The 14,122-nt window shown below is 70.2% G+C and carries 14 protein-coding genes; 11 read left to right on the top strand and 3 right to left on the bottom strand.

Features of this window, described 5'->3' with window-relative positions; all coding sequences use genetic code 11:
• Positions 1-102: 102 nt before the first annotated feature.
• The 5 genes from OG574_RS22270 (at position 103) to OG574_RS22250 (ending at position 3,884) form a co-directional block, all read left to right on the top strand.
• Positions 103-918 carry a phosphatase gene (locus tag OG574_RS22270; protein ID WP_326774647.1) on the top strand — a complete coding sequence of 272 codons (816 nt, stop codon included), beginning with the start codon at positions 103-105 and terminating at the stop codon, positions 916-918.
• A gap of 129 nt (positions 919-1,047) precedes the next feature.
• Positions 1,048-1,260, top strand: a complete 213-nt coding sequence (locus tag OG574_RS22265) for a helix-turn-helix domain-containing protein (RefSeq protein ID WP_159032723.1) — start codon at positions 1,048-1,050, stop codon at positions 1,258-1,260.
• Positions 1,261-1,380: 120 nt separating this feature from the next.
• Positions 1,381-1,479, top strand: a complete 99-nt coding sequence (locus tag OG574_RS22260) for a 30S ribosomal protein bS22 (RefSeq protein ID WP_003948845.1) — start codon at positions 1,381-1,383, stop codon at positions 1,477-1,479.
• A gap of 276 nt (positions 1,480-1,755) precedes the next feature.
• Positions 1,756-2,817: an NAD-dependent epimerase/dehydratase family protein gene (locus OG574_RS22255; protein WP_100599389.1), complete on the top strand. Its 1,062-nt coding sequence runs from the start codon at positions 1,756-1,758 to the stop codon at positions 2,815-2,817.
• A 14-nt stretch (positions 2,818-2,831) separates the two neighbouring features.
• On the top strand, positions 2,832-3,884 hold the full coding sequence (locus OG574_RS22250) for a lysophospholipid acyltransferase family protein (RefSeq protein ID WP_326774646.1): 1,053 nt from the start codon (positions 2,832-2,834) through the stop codon (positions 3,882-3,884).
• Between the two features lie 81 nt (positions 3,885-3,965).
• Here OG574_RS22250 and OG574_RS22245 read toward each other — a convergent pair whose 3' ends face one another.
• From OG574_RS22245 to OG574_RS22235, 3 genes are all read right to left on the bottom strand, one after another.
• Positions 3,966-5,171, bottom strand: a complete 1,206-nt coding sequence (locus tag OG574_RS22245; protein ID WP_326774645.1) for a DUF5667 domain-containing protein — start codon at positions 5,169-5,171, stop codon at positions 3,966-3,968.
• Between the two features lie 257 nt (positions 5,172-5,428).
• Positions 5,429-6,220 carry an ECF subfamily RNA polymerase sigma factor, BldN family gene (locus OG574_RS22240; protein ID WP_100599392.1) on the bottom strand — a complete coding sequence of 264 codons (792 nt, stop codon included), beginning with the start codon at positions 6,218-6,220 and terminating at the stop codon, positions 5,429-5,431.
• Between the two features lie 326 nt (positions 6,221-6,546).
• On the bottom strand, positions 6,547-7,491 hold the full coding sequence (locus OG574_RS22235) for an HAD family hydrolase (protein WP_326774644.1): 945 nt from the start codon (positions 7,489-7,491) through the stop codon (positions 6,547-6,549).
• 127 nt (positions 7,492-7,618) lie between these two features.
• On the opposite strand from OG574_RS22235, the gene OG574_RS22230 reads away from it, so the two are divergent.
• From OG574_RS22230 to hemB, 6 genes are all read left to right on the top strand, one after another.
• A complete protein-coding gene (locus OG574_RS22230; protein ID WP_100599394.1) occupies positions 7,619-7,906 on the top strand; it encodes a glutaredoxin family protein in 288 nt (95 codons plus the stop codon).
• A gap of 328 nt (positions 7,907-8,234) precedes the next feature.
• On the top strand, positions 8,235-9,005 hold the full coding sequence (locus OG574_RS22225; RefSeq protein ID WP_100599395.1) for a redox-sensing transcriptional repressor Rex: 771 nt from the start codon (positions 8,235-8,237) through the stop codon (positions 9,003-9,005).
• Positions 9,002-10,369, top strand: coding sequence for a glutamyl-tRNA reductase (locus OG574_RS22220; protein ID WP_326774643.1), 1,368 nt, complete (start codon positions 9,002-9,004; stop codon positions 10,367-10,369). The genes OG574_RS22225 and OG574_RS22220 overlap by 4 nt, the downstream gene beginning before the upstream one ends.
• The gene (gene hemC, locus OG574_RS22215; RefSeq protein ID WP_100599397.1) at positions 10,366-11,325 is read left to right on the top strand and encodes a hydroxymethylbilane synthase; all 960 of its coding nucleotides are present in this window, start codon (positions 10,366-10,368) and stop codon (positions 11,323-11,325) included. The genes OG574_RS22220 and hemC overlap by 4 nt, the downstream gene beginning before the upstream one ends.
• Complete coding sequence (locus OG574_RS22210; protein WP_326774642.1) at positions 11,322-13,007, top strand: uroporphyrinogen-III synthase; 1,686 nt, start codon at positions 11,322-11,324, stop codon at positions 13,005-13,007. Before hemC ends, OG574_RS22210 begins: the two co-directional genes overlap by 4 nt.
• A gap of 52 nt (positions 13,008-13,059) precedes the next feature.
• A complete protein-coding gene (hemB, locus tag OG574_RS22205) occupies positions 13,060-14,049 on the top strand; it encodes a porphobilinogen synthase (RefSeq protein WP_326774641.1) in 990 nt (329 codons plus the stop codon).
• Positions 14,050-14,122 lie beyond the last annotated feature (73 nt).

Below are 14,122 nucleotides of genomic sequence, written 5' to 3'. Positions count from 1 at the left end.
TGGTGGCGGGCGGCCGGTGAGGGTACGGGGCGTTACGCCAAGTGTGGGGTGTTTTCGGGGTTTTAGAGGTGGCAAGGGCCCCAATGCGCCAGCATCACACGGGTGTTGAGCACCGGAGCGCTGCGTGCGCATCTGCTGGCTGCCCGTCTGGCCGGGCCCGTGGCGACCTCCCGTGAGGTGAGTCTGCGCAGCTATCGGCTCTTCGCGGCCAGGGATCCCCGGATACTTCTGGGCCTCGACCCCGAGTGGAGCTGGGGTCAGCGGGATCTGCTCGCCTTGATGGCCGACAAGTGCGGGGTATCGGGCGATCCGGGGGACACCTCGGGGTGCGACGTGATCGACCCGGAGCGGACGCTGGCGGCGCTCGACGCGTTCGCGAAGCGGCTCGGCGAGGCTGCGCGGGGTCGCGTCCCGGTGCTTTTCGGGACGGGTCACCCGCATCGACTCCTCGGTTTCTACGCCGCGTTGGCGGACGCCGTGTCGGCGGCGGGATGTCCCGTCCTCACCCCCGCGCAGGGTGAGAGTGTCGACATAACGACCCGGTTCGGCCTACGTACGTACGACCTCGACTACGTCCGTGGAGTCGCGCTGGTGCGGGAACCCGGCGCGCGTGAGCCGGGGAGTGAGACCGGCGCACACACCCACTCACCCCTCCCGGTTCGCACGGTGCTGGCGGCCGCCGCGCAGGCCGGCGGGCTGCTGCCGGAACTGGTCGTGGGCGACCATGGATGGGTCTGCGGTGCAGGTCAGTTGGGGTTCGACGCGATCGGGCTCGCGGATACGGATGACCCCGCGTTGTTCGTGGGTGAGGCCGAGGGGCAGGTGTCCGTAGTCGTTCCGCTTGATGACGCTGTGCGGTCTGATTACTACCGACCGCTTACTCGCTATGTACTCAATCGAGCGTGTCTGTCACAGTAGGCGGCTATCCGCTGCTCCTCTTCCCCACTCGCACCACACGCCCCTAGTCTGGGGAGTGAGCACGCAACGACGTTGAGTCACCGGAAGGGGAAGCCGGTGGCCGTCGAGTGCGGAAGGTTCAGGTGTGTCATGGCTGCTGGTGAGAGTAGGCCTCTGAACGAGGTGCAGTTCCTGACCGTGGCGGAAGTCGCCTCGGTGATGCGAGTCTCGAAGATGACCGTGTACCGGCTGGTGCACAGTGGTCATCTGCCCGCGATCCGGGTCGGAAGGTCTTTCCGAGTCCCGGAACAAGCGGTTCACGAGTACCTCCGCGAGTCCTACGTGGGGGTGGAGACAGCCTGACGGCATCCTCCGGGATCCCTCGATTACAGGCTCAGCGCTGGGCCGGGTAGGCTAGGCCGACGTAGGTCGTGTGGGCCCAGACGCCCCGCACCGAGTGAAGAGAAGTGAGCGAGGGTAGTCGTGGGCTCTGTTATTAAGAAGCGGCGTAAGCGGATGGCCAAGAAGAAGCACCGCAAGCTGCTGAAGCGCACCCGCGTGCAGCGTCGCAACAAGAAGTAAGCGACCGCTGCATCAAGCGCGCTCTGTGGCCCCTCCACCGTCCGGTGGAGGGGCCACAGTCGTTCCACGGCCCTTATAGGGCCCCTTTCGCGGGCTCGTGTGGGAACGTAGGGCCACGTCCCGGCGACCTCGGTCTGTGCGTACGTCTGTGGCTGTCGTCACTTCCTGCATCGCGCGGTCATCACAGCGCAACATCGAACCGCTAACGTGGCGGCGAGAGCCAGGCGGTGCGGAACTGGGGCGCGGCAGGGCGGCGACGGAAGGTAGGCGCTGATCTTGGGCAAGGTCGTGCTCGTGACCGGGGTGGCCCGGCAGCTCGGGGGCCGTTTCGTACGACGCATCCAGCGTGATCCCGAGGTGGACCGGGTGATCGGCGTGGACGCGGTGGCCCCCGCGCATCATCTGGGGGGTGCCGAGTTTCTCCAGGCGGACATAAGGCAGCCCGCGATCGCCCGGCTGCTCGCGGAGCACTCCGTCGACACGGTCGTCCACCTGGACGTCACGGGTACCCCGCTGGCCAGCGGCGGCCGGGGCTCCGTCAAGGAGACCAACGTCATCGGCACGATGCAGCTGCTCGGTGCCTGCCAGAAGGCGCCGGCGGTCAAGCGGCTCGTGGTGAAGTCCAGTACGAACGTGTACGGGTCCGCGCCGCGCGATCCGGCCGTGTTCACCGAGACGACGCCGCCCAAGTCGCTGCCCAGCGGCGGCTTCGCCAAGGACACCGTGGAGGTCGAGGGGTATGTGCGCGGGTTCGCCCGGCGCCGGCCCGATGTCGCGGTGTGCGTGCTGCGGTTCGCGAACATCCTCGGTCCCGCCGCCGATTCGCCGCTCGCCGAGTACTTCTCGCTGCCGGTCCTGCCGACCGTCCTCGGCTATGACCCGCGGCTCCAGTTCGTGCACGAGGACGATGTCATCGAGGTGCTGCGGATCGCGTCGCACGAGCCGGCGCGGGGGACGCTCAACAGCGGCACGTTCAATGTCGCCGGTGACGGGGTGCTGCTCCTGTCGCAGTGCTCGCGTCGGCTGGGGCGGCCGACGGTGCCGGTGTTCCTGCCGGCCGTGACCTGGGTGGGATCGGCCCTGCGTACGCTGGGCGCGACGGACTTCTCGCCCGAGCAGATCAGGCTGCTCACGCACGGGCGGGTCGTGTCGACGGTCCAGATGCGCGAGACGCTGGGCTATCGGCCCGAGTACACGACGGCGGAGACCTTCGCGGAGTTCGTCCGGGGCCGCGGGCCCGGACTCCTGCCGCCGGAGGCCCTCGCGGGGGCCGTCGACCGGCTCGCCTCGCTGCCCTTCCTGGGCGGCGGTCACCCCCCGACGCAGAGCGCCAGCTGAGGAGCGCATCAACGATGGCGGATGCCAAGGTCATTCCGTTCGACGACGACCGCTCGCGCACCGGCGCCGGCAAGGTGGTTCCGCGCCGCCGTGGCGCGAGTGGCCGGCGCAAGGGCGAGCCCGCGGCCGTACGCGAGGTCGCGCCGCTGCCCGAGCAGCAGGACCACGAGCCGACACCGCCCGCCGCCGCGCGGGAGGCGGAGCCGCGGGAGCGGGCGCAGGCCGGCGGTGGCCTGGACCGGCGCATCGCGGGCGGCCTCGCGTTCCTGCGGCGGCGCCTGACGGGCGATTACGACGTCGACGAGTTCGGCTACGACAAGGAACTCACCGACCAGGTCCTGATGTCCCTGGTGAGGCCCCTGTACGAGAAGTACTTCCGGGTCGAGGTGAAGGGCATCGAGAACATCCCGGCGGACGGCGGTGCGCTGATCGTCGCCAATCACTCGGGGACGCTGCCGCTGGACGGCGTGATGATGCAGGTCGCCGTGCACGACAACCATCCGCAGAACCGGCATCTGCGGCTCCTGGCCGCGGACCTGGTGTTCATGCTGCCGGTGGTCAACGAGCTGGCGCGCAAGGCCGGCCACACGCTGGCCTGTGCGGAGGACGCGCAGCGGCTCCTGGAGCAGGGCGAGCTGGTCGGGGTGATGCCGGAGGGGTTCAAGGGCATCGGCAAGCCGTTCAGCGAGCGGTACAAGCTCCAGCGGTTCGGGCGTGGCGGGTTCGTCTCGACGGCGTTGCGCGCCGGGACGCCGATCGTGCCGTGCTCGATCGTCGGGGCGGAGGAGATCTACCCGATGATCGGCAACGCGAAGACGCTGGCTCGGCTCCTTGGCTTCCCGTACTTCCCGATCACGCCGACGTTTCCGTGGCTCGGGCCGTTGGGTGCGGTGCCGCTGCCGACGAAGTGGACGATCCAGTTCGGCGAGCCGATCCCGACGGACGGCTTCCCGCCGGAGGCGGCGGAGGACCCGATGCTGATGTTCAACCTGACGGACCAGGTGCGGGAGCAGATCCAGCACACGCTGTACAAGCTGCTCGTGCAGCGGCGGTCTGTGTTCTTCTGAGAGTTCCGCCAAGGACATACGTGAAGGGGGCGGCCACCGGATCCGGTGGCCGCCCCCTTCACGTAACACGTGACGAAGTGACTAATCCACGTCCTCGCTGTCGATTCCCAGGCCGGGCAGCAGGCCTGGGAGGAGGGGCGGGAGCGTGACGTCGGGCTTCGGGGTGGTGTGTCTGCCTTCGGACGGGGTGGGGCTGGTGTCGTCCTTGGGCGGGTCGAGGAGGCCGCCGGTGGTGTCGTCGAGGAGGCCGTCGTCGTGGGTGCCGGAGGAGGACGGCCGGGGTTTGCCCGAGCTGTCCTGGTGGGCGCCCGACGCTCCGCCGGCCGTCGGGGTGGAGCGGTCGTTGCCGGAGGAGCCGGGCGTCCGGTCGTGGACGCCGGGCCGGCCGCCGCTGCGGCCGTCCTGCTCGGGGGGCTGCGGGAGCAGGGACCGCAGCGGGTCGACCTCTTGGTCTATGGCGTCGAAGACCGAGCTGACCTGCGCGCCCACGTCGCCGAGCTGTACGGGCAGGCGGTCGCGCAGGGCGTCCCAGTTCTCACGGTGGGACTGGGTGAACGACGACAGGGCCTGGATGGGGCCGAGCGAGCCGTCCCTGCGGTAGGCCTCGAGGAGCAGGCGGTGGCCCTCGGAGGCGTCGTACTGGACGCCGGAGAGCGTGCGCCTGACTTCGCCGAGGGACTCGTGGTCGAGCTGTCCGCTGCGGCCGCGCTCCATGAGCCGGCGCGCTTCGCTGAGGCGGGTGGAGGCCTGGTCGAGATAGATCCGGCCGCGGTCGGAGTCGCCGTCGGCCATGCCGAGTTTCAGGTCCTCCATCCCGCGTTTCAGTCCGTAGAGATGGTCACCGGGGAGGGCGTCGGAGCTGGCAGCGGCGACGCCGCCGAAGGCTCCCGCGGCGACACCGACGGTGAGGCCGCCGGCCGCGATGCCCTTGGACAGGCGTGAGCGGGGTCGCAACTTCCGCAGCGGGCTCGCCCGGTGAGCGCCCTTGCGCGCGCGCTGCTCGGGCACGGAAGGGCCTGGCCCCGCGCCTCCCGCAGCCGTGCCCTCGAGCAGCATGGCCTCCATGGCGGCCACGAGCTGGGCTCGTTGAACCACCTTGACCTCGGGGTCAAGCTCAGGCTTGGGAAGTTCGTCCAGTCCGGTCACCAGCGCCAACAGCTTGCCCTGCTCGCCTTGTTCGGCGGGGGGCTCTTCCTGCTGTACGGCCGCCGCTGCCCGGTCGGACTGCTCCTCCAGGGCCTGGGCGAAGGCGTTCGCCCGCCGGTGTGCCGATACGTTCGCGATCACTGGCGGCACCTCCTCTCGTCATGACGGTCGACTCCCCAGGGGGTCCTGAGGGTTGCACACCCTGAGTACTTCCACACGATCGAGTGAGTGGAAGCAGTCGGGGAGTGACCACAGGGAGCCTGCATCCCGCATAACGAGCGACGCGGCACTTGGGTTACGGACGGCGGATGATCGGACCGCGATCCCATCTGCCCCTCACAGAAGGTGAGTTGACGGATACGGAGCGACGCGGCGGGTGGGGTGGGCCCCACCGGTCGCTAACGGGCATCGTCCGGGAGCAGGCGCGCCAGAGTGCGTACGGCGCGGTACTGGAGGGTCTTGATCGCGCCCTCGTTCTTGCCCATGACCTTGGCGGTCTCGGCGACCGAGAGGCCCTGCAGGAAGCGCAGGGTCACGCACTCCTGCTGCTGGGGGTTGAGCCGGTGCACCGCGTCGAGCAGGGCCGCGTTCGACAGGGATTCGAGGACGGAGTCCTCCGGGCTGCGCTCGACCTCGTTCGCGTCGAGCATTTCGCCGGTGGTCACTTCGAGGCGGAAACGGCTCGACTTGAAGTGGTCGGCGACCAGGTTCCGCGCGATCGTGACCAGCCAGGCGCCGAAGTCGCGCCCCTGCCAGGTGAAGGTGCCGATGCGGCGCAGGGCCCGCAGGAAGGTCTCGCTGGTGAGATCCTCGGCCGTCGCCTTCCCGCCGACGCGGTAGTAGATGTAGCGGTAGACGGTGTCGCTGTACTGGTCGTAGAGACGGCCGAACGCGTCGGCCTCGCCCGCCTGGGCGCGCTCGACGAGATCCATCATGCGGGCGCTGTCGCTGTCCGCGGCGGGGCGGCGTGCGGTGGACGTACCGGCGGAACCGGATCGGGCTCGTCTTCCGACCGTGGTGCTCCCGTCAGCCAGGGCATAGCAAGGACCGGTAGGGCCGTTCGCGGCGGGTGCCGCGACGGCGAGGGCGGGGACGGCGTACGCGGTGGGGACGAAGCCGCGCAAGCGGTCGGAGACCGTTGCGCGCAGCGTAGCCAGGCCCGAGGCGTCAACCCCGACGTGTGGGTACACGGGACTCCCAGAGGCAGAGCTTCCATCACGTGCAGTGCGGGACCGTTCACTCGTCGTGTTGACGTGTGGGTACCGGTTTGCGTCTGAGGAGAATAACGCTTCGTGCAAGGAGCGCTACACCCAGTTGCTCAAATCACCGATTACGTCGCTTCCGTAACTGAACGGAGTCGATTCAAGTGCCGGAGAGTGACCGCTTGTTGATCGGATTAGGTCATGTTCCGTCTGAGCGCGGGGCGTGTTGTGGCCGAGTTGAACCAACGGGACTGGCGGGAGCCGTGCGGGGGTAAGGGGACGCGATTGGCGCTCGTGCCCGGGAGCGCCGCGGGTCAGCGGCGACGCCGGTGCAGGGCCACCGCGGCGGCCGTGCCGCCGGCCAGTGCGCCGACTCCCGCCGCGGCCGGGATGCCGACCTTCGCGGCCTTGCGGCCCGTGCGGTAGTCGCGCAGCCGCCAGTCACGTTCGCGTGCGTGCTTGCGCAGTTTGGTGTCCGGATTGATCGCGTACGGATGTCCTACGAGCGACAGCATCGGGATGTCGTTGTGCGAGTCGCTGTACGCGGCGCAGCGGCCCAGGTCGAGGCCCTCGGCGGCGGCGAGGGCGCGGACGGCCTCAGCCTTCGCCGGGCCGTGCAGGGGTTCGCCGACGAGCTTGCCCGTGTAGACGCCGCCGACGGACTCGGCGACCGTGCCGAGGGCGCCGGTCAGGCCGAGGCGGCGGGCGATGATCGTCGCGGTCTCCACGGGGGCGGCGGTGACGAGCCACACCTTCTGGCCCGCGTCCAGGTGGGCCTGGGCGAGGGCGCGGGTGCCGGGCCAGATGCGCTCGGCCATGTACTCGTCGTAGATCTCTTCGCCGATGGACATCAGCTCGGCGACGCGGTGGCCCTTGACGATGGACAGCGCGCTGTCGCGTGCGTCCTGCATGTGCTCGGGGTCCTCGACCCCGGCGATCCTGAACCAGGCCTGCTGCCAGCCGAACTTGACCAGTTCGCGGCGCTGGAAGAACTTCCGTTTGTAGAGGCCGCGGCCGAAGTGGAAGATCGCGGCGCCCTGCATGACGGTGTTGTCGAGGTCGAAGAAGGCGGCGGCCTTGTCGTCGCCGACGACAGGGAACTCCGTTTCCGGGGTGCCTTCATCGGGCTGTGTCGCCTCGCCGAGCTGTTCCAGCTCCTGCGACGACTTGCGGGCGGCCTCGGCCGAGGCCTCGCCAGCCAATACGCTCCGCGCGGTGGCGGAGCGCCTACGGGGTGTGAGCCATCCGAGAGCGGCCATGTCGTGAGCATAGCCAGTCTGTTCGGTGGTTCCGGAGTCGTGAGGATTCGGCGCTGTGAACTCTCCGCGACCGAGTCGTTAAACAACTGGCGGGAGAGGTGTGTCAGGAGGCGTCGGCGGAGCGAGAATGGCCGGTATGAGCCCCATTTTTCGCCGGAGCGAGAAGAAGAACCCCGAGGAGCGTCTGGTCACCCTGGTCGGGAAGCCCGGCTGCCATCTGTGTGACGACGCGCAGGAGGTGATCGAGAAGGTGTGCGGCGAGCTCGGTGCGTCTTGGGAGAAGAAGGACATCAACCAGGACGAGGAGCTGTACCGCTTGTACTGGGAGCAGATCCCCGTGGTGCTCGTGGACGGAGCACAGCATGACTTCTGGAAGGTGAACGAAGATCGACTTCGGCGTGCACTGACGGGCTGAGGTGTCAGTGGTCCGCGCGCGAGTAGCGACCGTCACTGACTGAGCAGTCCAAGTGGTCCGGAAAGGCGCCTAGAATCGGGGGCGGTTTGGTCTCGGGGGCGCGGATCGTAGAGGAGAGTGTACGGTTTTGCCCCCTTCATGCAGGCAACGAAGCGGCTTGCGCGCCGGTTCCATATGCGCGCGCCAGGGGCGCGTGACCCCGGTCACGTTGCCCGGGCAAATCGGACACCATCTTTGTGCACGCGTTCACAAAGACATAGCCTGCATTCGACGGGGCGGTCCTGGGACGTACGACCGCCCGCAGCCCCGCTCTACCCGCAGGAGCACCGTGGCAACTGGCCGAACTCACCGACCGGCGACCCGCAGCCGAGGAATTCCCGAGGCCACCGTCGCCCGCCTTCCGCTGTACCTCCGGGCCCTCACCGGCCTGTCGGAGCGCTCGGTTCCCACGGTCTCCTCCGAGGAGCTCGCGGCCGCCGCGGGGGTCAATTCCGCGAAGCTGCGCAAGGACTTCTCGTACCTCGGCTCCTACGGCACCCGCGGTGTGGGTTACGACGTCGAGTACCTCGTCTACCAGATCTCCCGCGAGCTCGGCCTCACCCAGGACTGGCCGATCGTGATGGTCGGTATCGGTAACCTCGGCGCCGCTCTGGCCAATTACGGCGGCTTCGCCTCGCGTGGCTTCCGTGTCGCCGCCCTGATCGACGCCGACCCGGCGATGACCGGCAAGTCCGTCGCGGGCATGGCCGTGCAGCACGCCGACGACCTCGAGAAGATCATCGACGACAACGGCGTCTCCATCGGCGTCATCGCGACGCCCGCGGGCGCGGCCCAGCAGGTCTGCGACCGGCTCGTCGCCGCCGGTGTCACCTCGATCCTCAACTTCGCGCCGACCGTCCTGTCCGTGCCGGACGGCGTCGACGTGCGCAAGGTCGACCTCTCCATCGAGCTCCAGATCCTCGCCTTCCACGAGCAGCGCAAGGCCGGCGAGGGCCAGGACGACACGGTGGACGAGGCCGGCGCCGAGCCCCCGGCCGCCGCGGCGAAGCCGGCCCGCAAGGGACCCGACGGGGATGTCCCCGCCGTGATGCCGGCATGAGTCTCCTCGTCGTAGGCCTGAGCCACCGCAGCGCTCCCGTGAGCGTCCTCGAGCGCGCCGCGCTCTCCGCGGACGCCCAGGCGAAGCTGCTCCAGGACACGCTCGCCGCGGAGCCCGCCGCCGAGGCCTCGGTGCTCTCGACGTGCAACCGCATCGAGCTGTACGCCGACGTGGACAAGTTCCACGCGGGTGTCGCCGAGCTCTCGACGCTGCTCGCCCAGCACAGCGGCGTCGGTCTCGAGGAGCTCACTCCTTATCTTTATGTGCACTACGAGGACCGGGCCGTTCACCACCTGTTCTCGGTGGCGTGCGGGCTGGACTCGATGGTCGTGGGCGAGGGCCAGATCCTCGGCCAGATCAAGGACGGCCTCGCGCGCTCCCAGGAGCTGCACACCGCGGGCCGCCTCCTCAACGACCTGTTCCAGCAGGCCCTGCGGGTCGGCAAGCGGGCCCACTCGGAGACCGGGATCGACCGTGCCGGTCAGTCCCTGGTCACGTTCGGCCTGGAGCAGCTGGCCGCCGGGCGCCCTGTAGATGTATGGGCCAAGGACAAGCGTGCGCTGGTGATCGGCGCGGGCTCGATGTCCTCGCTGGCCGCGGCGACGCTCGCGCGCGCCGGTGTCGCCGAGATCGTCGTCGCCAACCGCACGCTGGAGCGCGCCGAGCGGCTCGCGCTGATCCTGAGCGAGCCCGGCGGCACCGGAGTGGCCGCGCGCGCGGTTCCCATGGACGCCGTCGGCGACGAACTGACACGTGCCGATGTCGTCGTCTCCTGCACCGGAGCGACCGGACTCGTGCTGAGCGAGGCCGAGATCCTGCGCGCCACCGAGGGACGTACGGGCGGCCTCGCGCTGCTCGACCTCGCGATGCCGCGTGACATCGACGGCGCCGCGCACCGCATCGGCGGCGTGCGCTTCGTCGACATCGAGTCCCTCGCCGAGGCCTCGGCCGACGCGCCTATGGCCGCCGACGTGGACCAGGTGCGGGGCATCGTCTCCGACGAGGTCGCCGCGTTCGGCGCCGCTCAGCGCGCCGCGACCATCACGCCGACCGTCGTCGCCCTGCGCACGATGGCCGCCGACGTGGTCACCGGCGAGATCGCGCGGCTCGACGGGCGCCTGCCGGAGCTCGACGAGAAGCAGCGCGCGGAGATCACCCAGACCGTGCGGCGCGTGGTGGACAAGCTCCTGCACGCGCCGACCGTACGGGTCAAGCAGCTGGCCGCCGAGCCCGGCGGTGCCGGGTACGCGGACGCGCTGCGGACCCTTTTCGACCTCGACCCGGAGGCGGTGGCCGCCGTCTCGCGGGCCGATCTGAACGAGCTGAACGAGCCGGTAGCCAAGAATCGAGGCCGGGCATCATGACGGACAGGGCACTCAGGCTCGGGACCAGGCGCAGCAAGCTCGCCATGGCCCAGTCGGGGCGCGTGGCTGAGGCCGTACGGCAGGTGACGGGACGGCCCGTCGAGCTGGTCGAGATCACCACGTACGGGGACACGTCCCGCGAGCAGCTGGCGCAGATCGGCGGTACCGGCGTGTTCGTCGTGGCGCTGCGCGAGGCGCTGCTGCGCGGCGACGTCGACTTCGCCGTGCACTCCCTCAAGGACCTGCCGACCACGCCCCACCCGGACCTCACGCTGGCGGCCGTGCCGCTGCGCGAGGACCCGCGCGACGTACTCGTCGCCCGCGACGGGCTGACCTTCGCGCAGCTCCCCGACGGGGCGCGCATAGGTACCGGTGCGCCGCGCCGCATGTCGCAGCTGAACGCGTACGCGCGCAGCCACGGCATGCACATAGAGACCGTGCCGATCCGCGGGAACATCGACACCCGCGTCGGTTACGTGCACAACGGGGAGCTCGACGCCGTCGTGCTCGCCGCCGCCGGACTGAACCGGATCGGCCGCATCGGGGAAGTGACGGACTTCCTCGCGGTCGACACTGTTCTTCCCGCCCCCGGCCAGGGGGCACTGGCGGTCGAGTGCTCCGCGTCGAACGCGGACCTCGCCGCCATGCTCGGAGAGCTCGACGACTCGTTCACGCGAGTCGCCGTGACCGCCGAGCGATCCCTGCTCGCCGCCCTGGAGGCCGGCTGCAGTGCACCTGTGGGTGCCCTGGCCGACCTGCTGGCCGACGGGCAGATTGCCAACGAAATGCGCCTGCGGGGTGTCGTCGGTACGACCGACGGCTCCGCGCTGGTGCAGCTGTCCACCACCGGTCCCGTGCCCGAGACGGAAGACCAGGCGCTGGCGCTCGGTCGCGAACTCGCTGCCGAGATGCTCGCCAAGGGCGCGGCCGGTCTGATGGGGGAGCGAGCACTTTGAGCCCCACCACCTCTGACCCTTCGGCCACCTGGGCAACCGGGCACGTCACCTTCCTCGGTGCCGGTCCCGGAGATCCAGGACTACTGACGCTGCGCGCCGTGGAGGCGCTCGCCCGAGCGGATGTGCTGATCGCCGAGCCCGAAGTGCTCGACGTCGTCCGCACGCACGCGAAGGCGGGCGTGACCGTCCTCGGCGCGGAGATCCCGGGCGCACCCGGGCAGGCGGCTGCTGACGATGCGTCAACTGCCGCCGTGGTCCCCGCGTTGAGGGACTGCGCCAATCTTGTCATGGAGGCCGCGCGGGGCGGCAAGCGGGTCGTACGTGCCGTCAGCGGCGACCCCGGACTCGACACCTACGCGGCCGGGGAGATGCTGGCCTGCGCGGCCGACGGGGTCTCCTTCGAGGTCGTGCCCGGCATCGCGGCGGCTGTCGGTGTGCCCGCGTACGCCGGTGTTCCGCTGCGGGACGCGCAGGGCGCGGACGTGCGGTTCGTCGACGCCCGCACCGCCTCCGAGCGCTGCTGGACCGAGGTCGGCGCGTCCGACGGCACGGTCGTCGTCTCGACGACGCTCGACGCGGTGGCCGCGGCCGCCGGCGAGCTGGTCGCGGCGGGCCGCAAGCCGGACACCCCGCTGACCGTCACGGTCGCCGGTACGACGACGCGCCAGCGGACCTGGTCCGCGACGCTCGGCACGATCGCCCAGACCTTCAAGCAGGCGAAGGTGCTGCCCTCCCCGGAGGGCGGTCGCCCCGTCATAGCCGTGGTCGGCGAGCGCTCCGCGGCCGCCCAGCGCGACCAGCTCTCGTGGTTCGAGTCCAAGCCGCTGTTCGGCTGGAAGGTGCTCGTACCGCGGACCAAGGAGCAGGCGGCGTCGCTCTCCGACCAGCTCAGCTCGTACGGCGCCGTGCCGCACGAGGTGCCGACGATCGCGGTCGAACCGCCGCGCACGCCCCAGCAGATGGAGCGCGCGGTCAAGGGCCTCGTCACCGGACGCTACGAGTGGATCGCCTTCACCTCGGTGAACGCGGTCAAGGCCGTGCGCGAGAAGTTCGAGGAGTACGGGCTCGACGCCCGCGCCTTCGCCGGGATCAAGGTCGCCGCGGTGGGCGAGCAGACCGCCGCCGCGCTCGTCGCGTTCGGTGTGAAGCCCGACCTCGTGCCGAGCGGTGAGCAGTCCGCCGCCGGTCTCCTCGAGGACTGGCCGCCGTACGACCCGGTCTTCGACCCGATCGACCGTGTCTTCCTGCCGCGCGCAGACATCGCCACCGAGACGCTCGTCGCCGGGCTCATCGAACTCGGGTGGGAGGTCGACGACGTGACCGCCTACCGGACGGTGCGTGCGTCGCCGCCGCCGGCGGAGACGCGCGAGGCGATCAAGGGCGGCGGGTTCGACGCCGTGCTGTTCACGTCGTCGTCGACCGTGCGGAACCTGGTCGGTATCGCCGGGAAGCCGCACAACGTGACCGTGATCGCGTGCATCGGCCCCGCGACGGCCAAGACCGCCGAGGAGCACGGGCTGCGCGTGGACGTGATGTCCCCGGAGCCGTCGGTGCACCGGCTGGCGCAGGCGCTGGCCGACTTCGGTGCGCGGCGGCGTGCCGCCGCGCTCGAGGCGGGGGATCCTGTGTCCCGGCCGAGCGAGCGGCGGCCGGGGGCCCGGAGACGTCGGGCGGCACCGTAGGCCGAGCGGCCGTGGGCACAGCCCGGCGTACAGATCGACGTGGAGTGTTGGTGTGACTGAGTACGGATCCTTCCCGGGTGCGCGGCCGCGGCGGCTGCGCACCACCCCCGCCATGCGGCGCATGGTCGCGGAGACGCGGCTGCACCCGGCCGACCTGATCCTTCCCGCGTTCGTGCGGGAGAGCATCAGCGAGCCGGTCGCCATCGGGTCCATGCCCGGTGTCGTGCAGCACACCAGGGACACCCTGAAGAAGGCGGCCGTCGAGGCGCTGGAGGCCGGGGTCTCCGGGATCATGCTCTTCGGTGTACCGGACGACGCGAAGAAGGACGCCCTCGGGACGGCCGGTACGGACCCCGACGGCATCCTCCAGGTGGCGCTGCGCGACGTGCGCGCCGAGGTCGGCGACGACCTCATCGTCATGTCCGACCTGTGCCTCGACGAGTTCACGGACCACGGGCACTGCGGCGTCCTGGACGCCGAGGGGCGCGTCGACAACGACGCGACGCTGGAGCGGTACGCGGAGATGGCGCAGGTCCAGGCCGACGCGGGCGCCCATGTCGTGGGCCCCAGCGGCATGATGGACGGGCAGGTTGGGGTCGTCCGCGACGCGCTCGACACCATCGGCAAGGAGGACGTCTCGATCCTCGCCTACACCGCGAAGTATTCGTCGGCGTTCTACGGGCCGTTCCGCGAGGCCGTCGGTTCGTCGCTGACCGGCGACCGCAAGACGTACCAGCAGGACCCGGCCAACGTGCGGGAGTCCCTGCGGGAGCTGGCGCTCGACCTCGAGGAGGGCGCCGACATGGTGATGGTCAAGCCGGCCGGACCCTACCTCGACATCCTCGCCAAGGTCGCCGACTCGGTGGACGTGCCGGTGGCCGCGTACCAGATCAGCGGCGAGTACGCGATGATCGAGGCCGCCGCTCAGCGCGGCTGGATCGAGCGTGACCGGGCCATCCTGGAGACGCTCCTCGGCATCAAGCGGGCCGGCGCGAAGATGATCCTCACGTACTGGGCGACGGAGGTCGCACGCGGCCTGTGACCGCGCCCGACCCCTGAACTTCCGCTGCCCCGCCGGTACGTGACCGGCGGGGCAGCTTTTTTCGTTCTCCCGC

The organism is Streptomyces sp. NBC_01445 (genome assembly GCF_035918235.1).
Taxonomy (GTDB): Bacteria; Actinomycetota; Actinomycetes; order Streptomycetales; family Streptomycetaceae; genus Streptomyces.
The sequence above is the reverse complement of the archived record's forward strand: the minus strand, read 5'-3'. Positions and strand labels throughout refer to the sequence as shown.

What these genes read in the sequence shown, in the direction of transcription:
- OG574_RS22220 (WP_326774643.1), top strand. Translation starts at nt 9,002, where the DNA reads ATGAGTCTCCTCGTCGTAGGCCTGAGCCACCGCAGCGCTCCCGTGAGC.
- OG574_RS22265 (WP_159032723.1), top strand. Translation starts at nt 1,048, where the DNA reads ATGGCTGCTGGTGAGAGTAGGCCTCTGAACGAGGTGCAGTTCCTGACC.
- hemC (WP_100599397.1), top strand. Translation starts at nt 10,366, where the DNA reads ATGACGGACAGGGCACTCAGGCTCGGGACCAGGCGCAGCAAGCTCGCC.
- OG574_RS22235 (WP_326774644.1), bottom strand. Translation starts at nt 7,491, where the DNA reads ATGGCCGCTCTCGGATGGCTCACACCCCGTAGGCGCTCCGCCACCGCG.
- OG574_RS22230 (WP_100599394.1), top strand. Translation starts at nt 7,619, where the DNA reads ATGGCCGGTATGAGCCCCATTTTTCGCCGGAGCGAGAAGAAGAACCCC.
- OG574_RS22250 (WP_326774646.1), top strand. Translation starts at nt 2,832, where the DNA reads ATGGCGGATGCCAAGGTCATTCCGTTCGACGACGACCGCTCGCGCACC.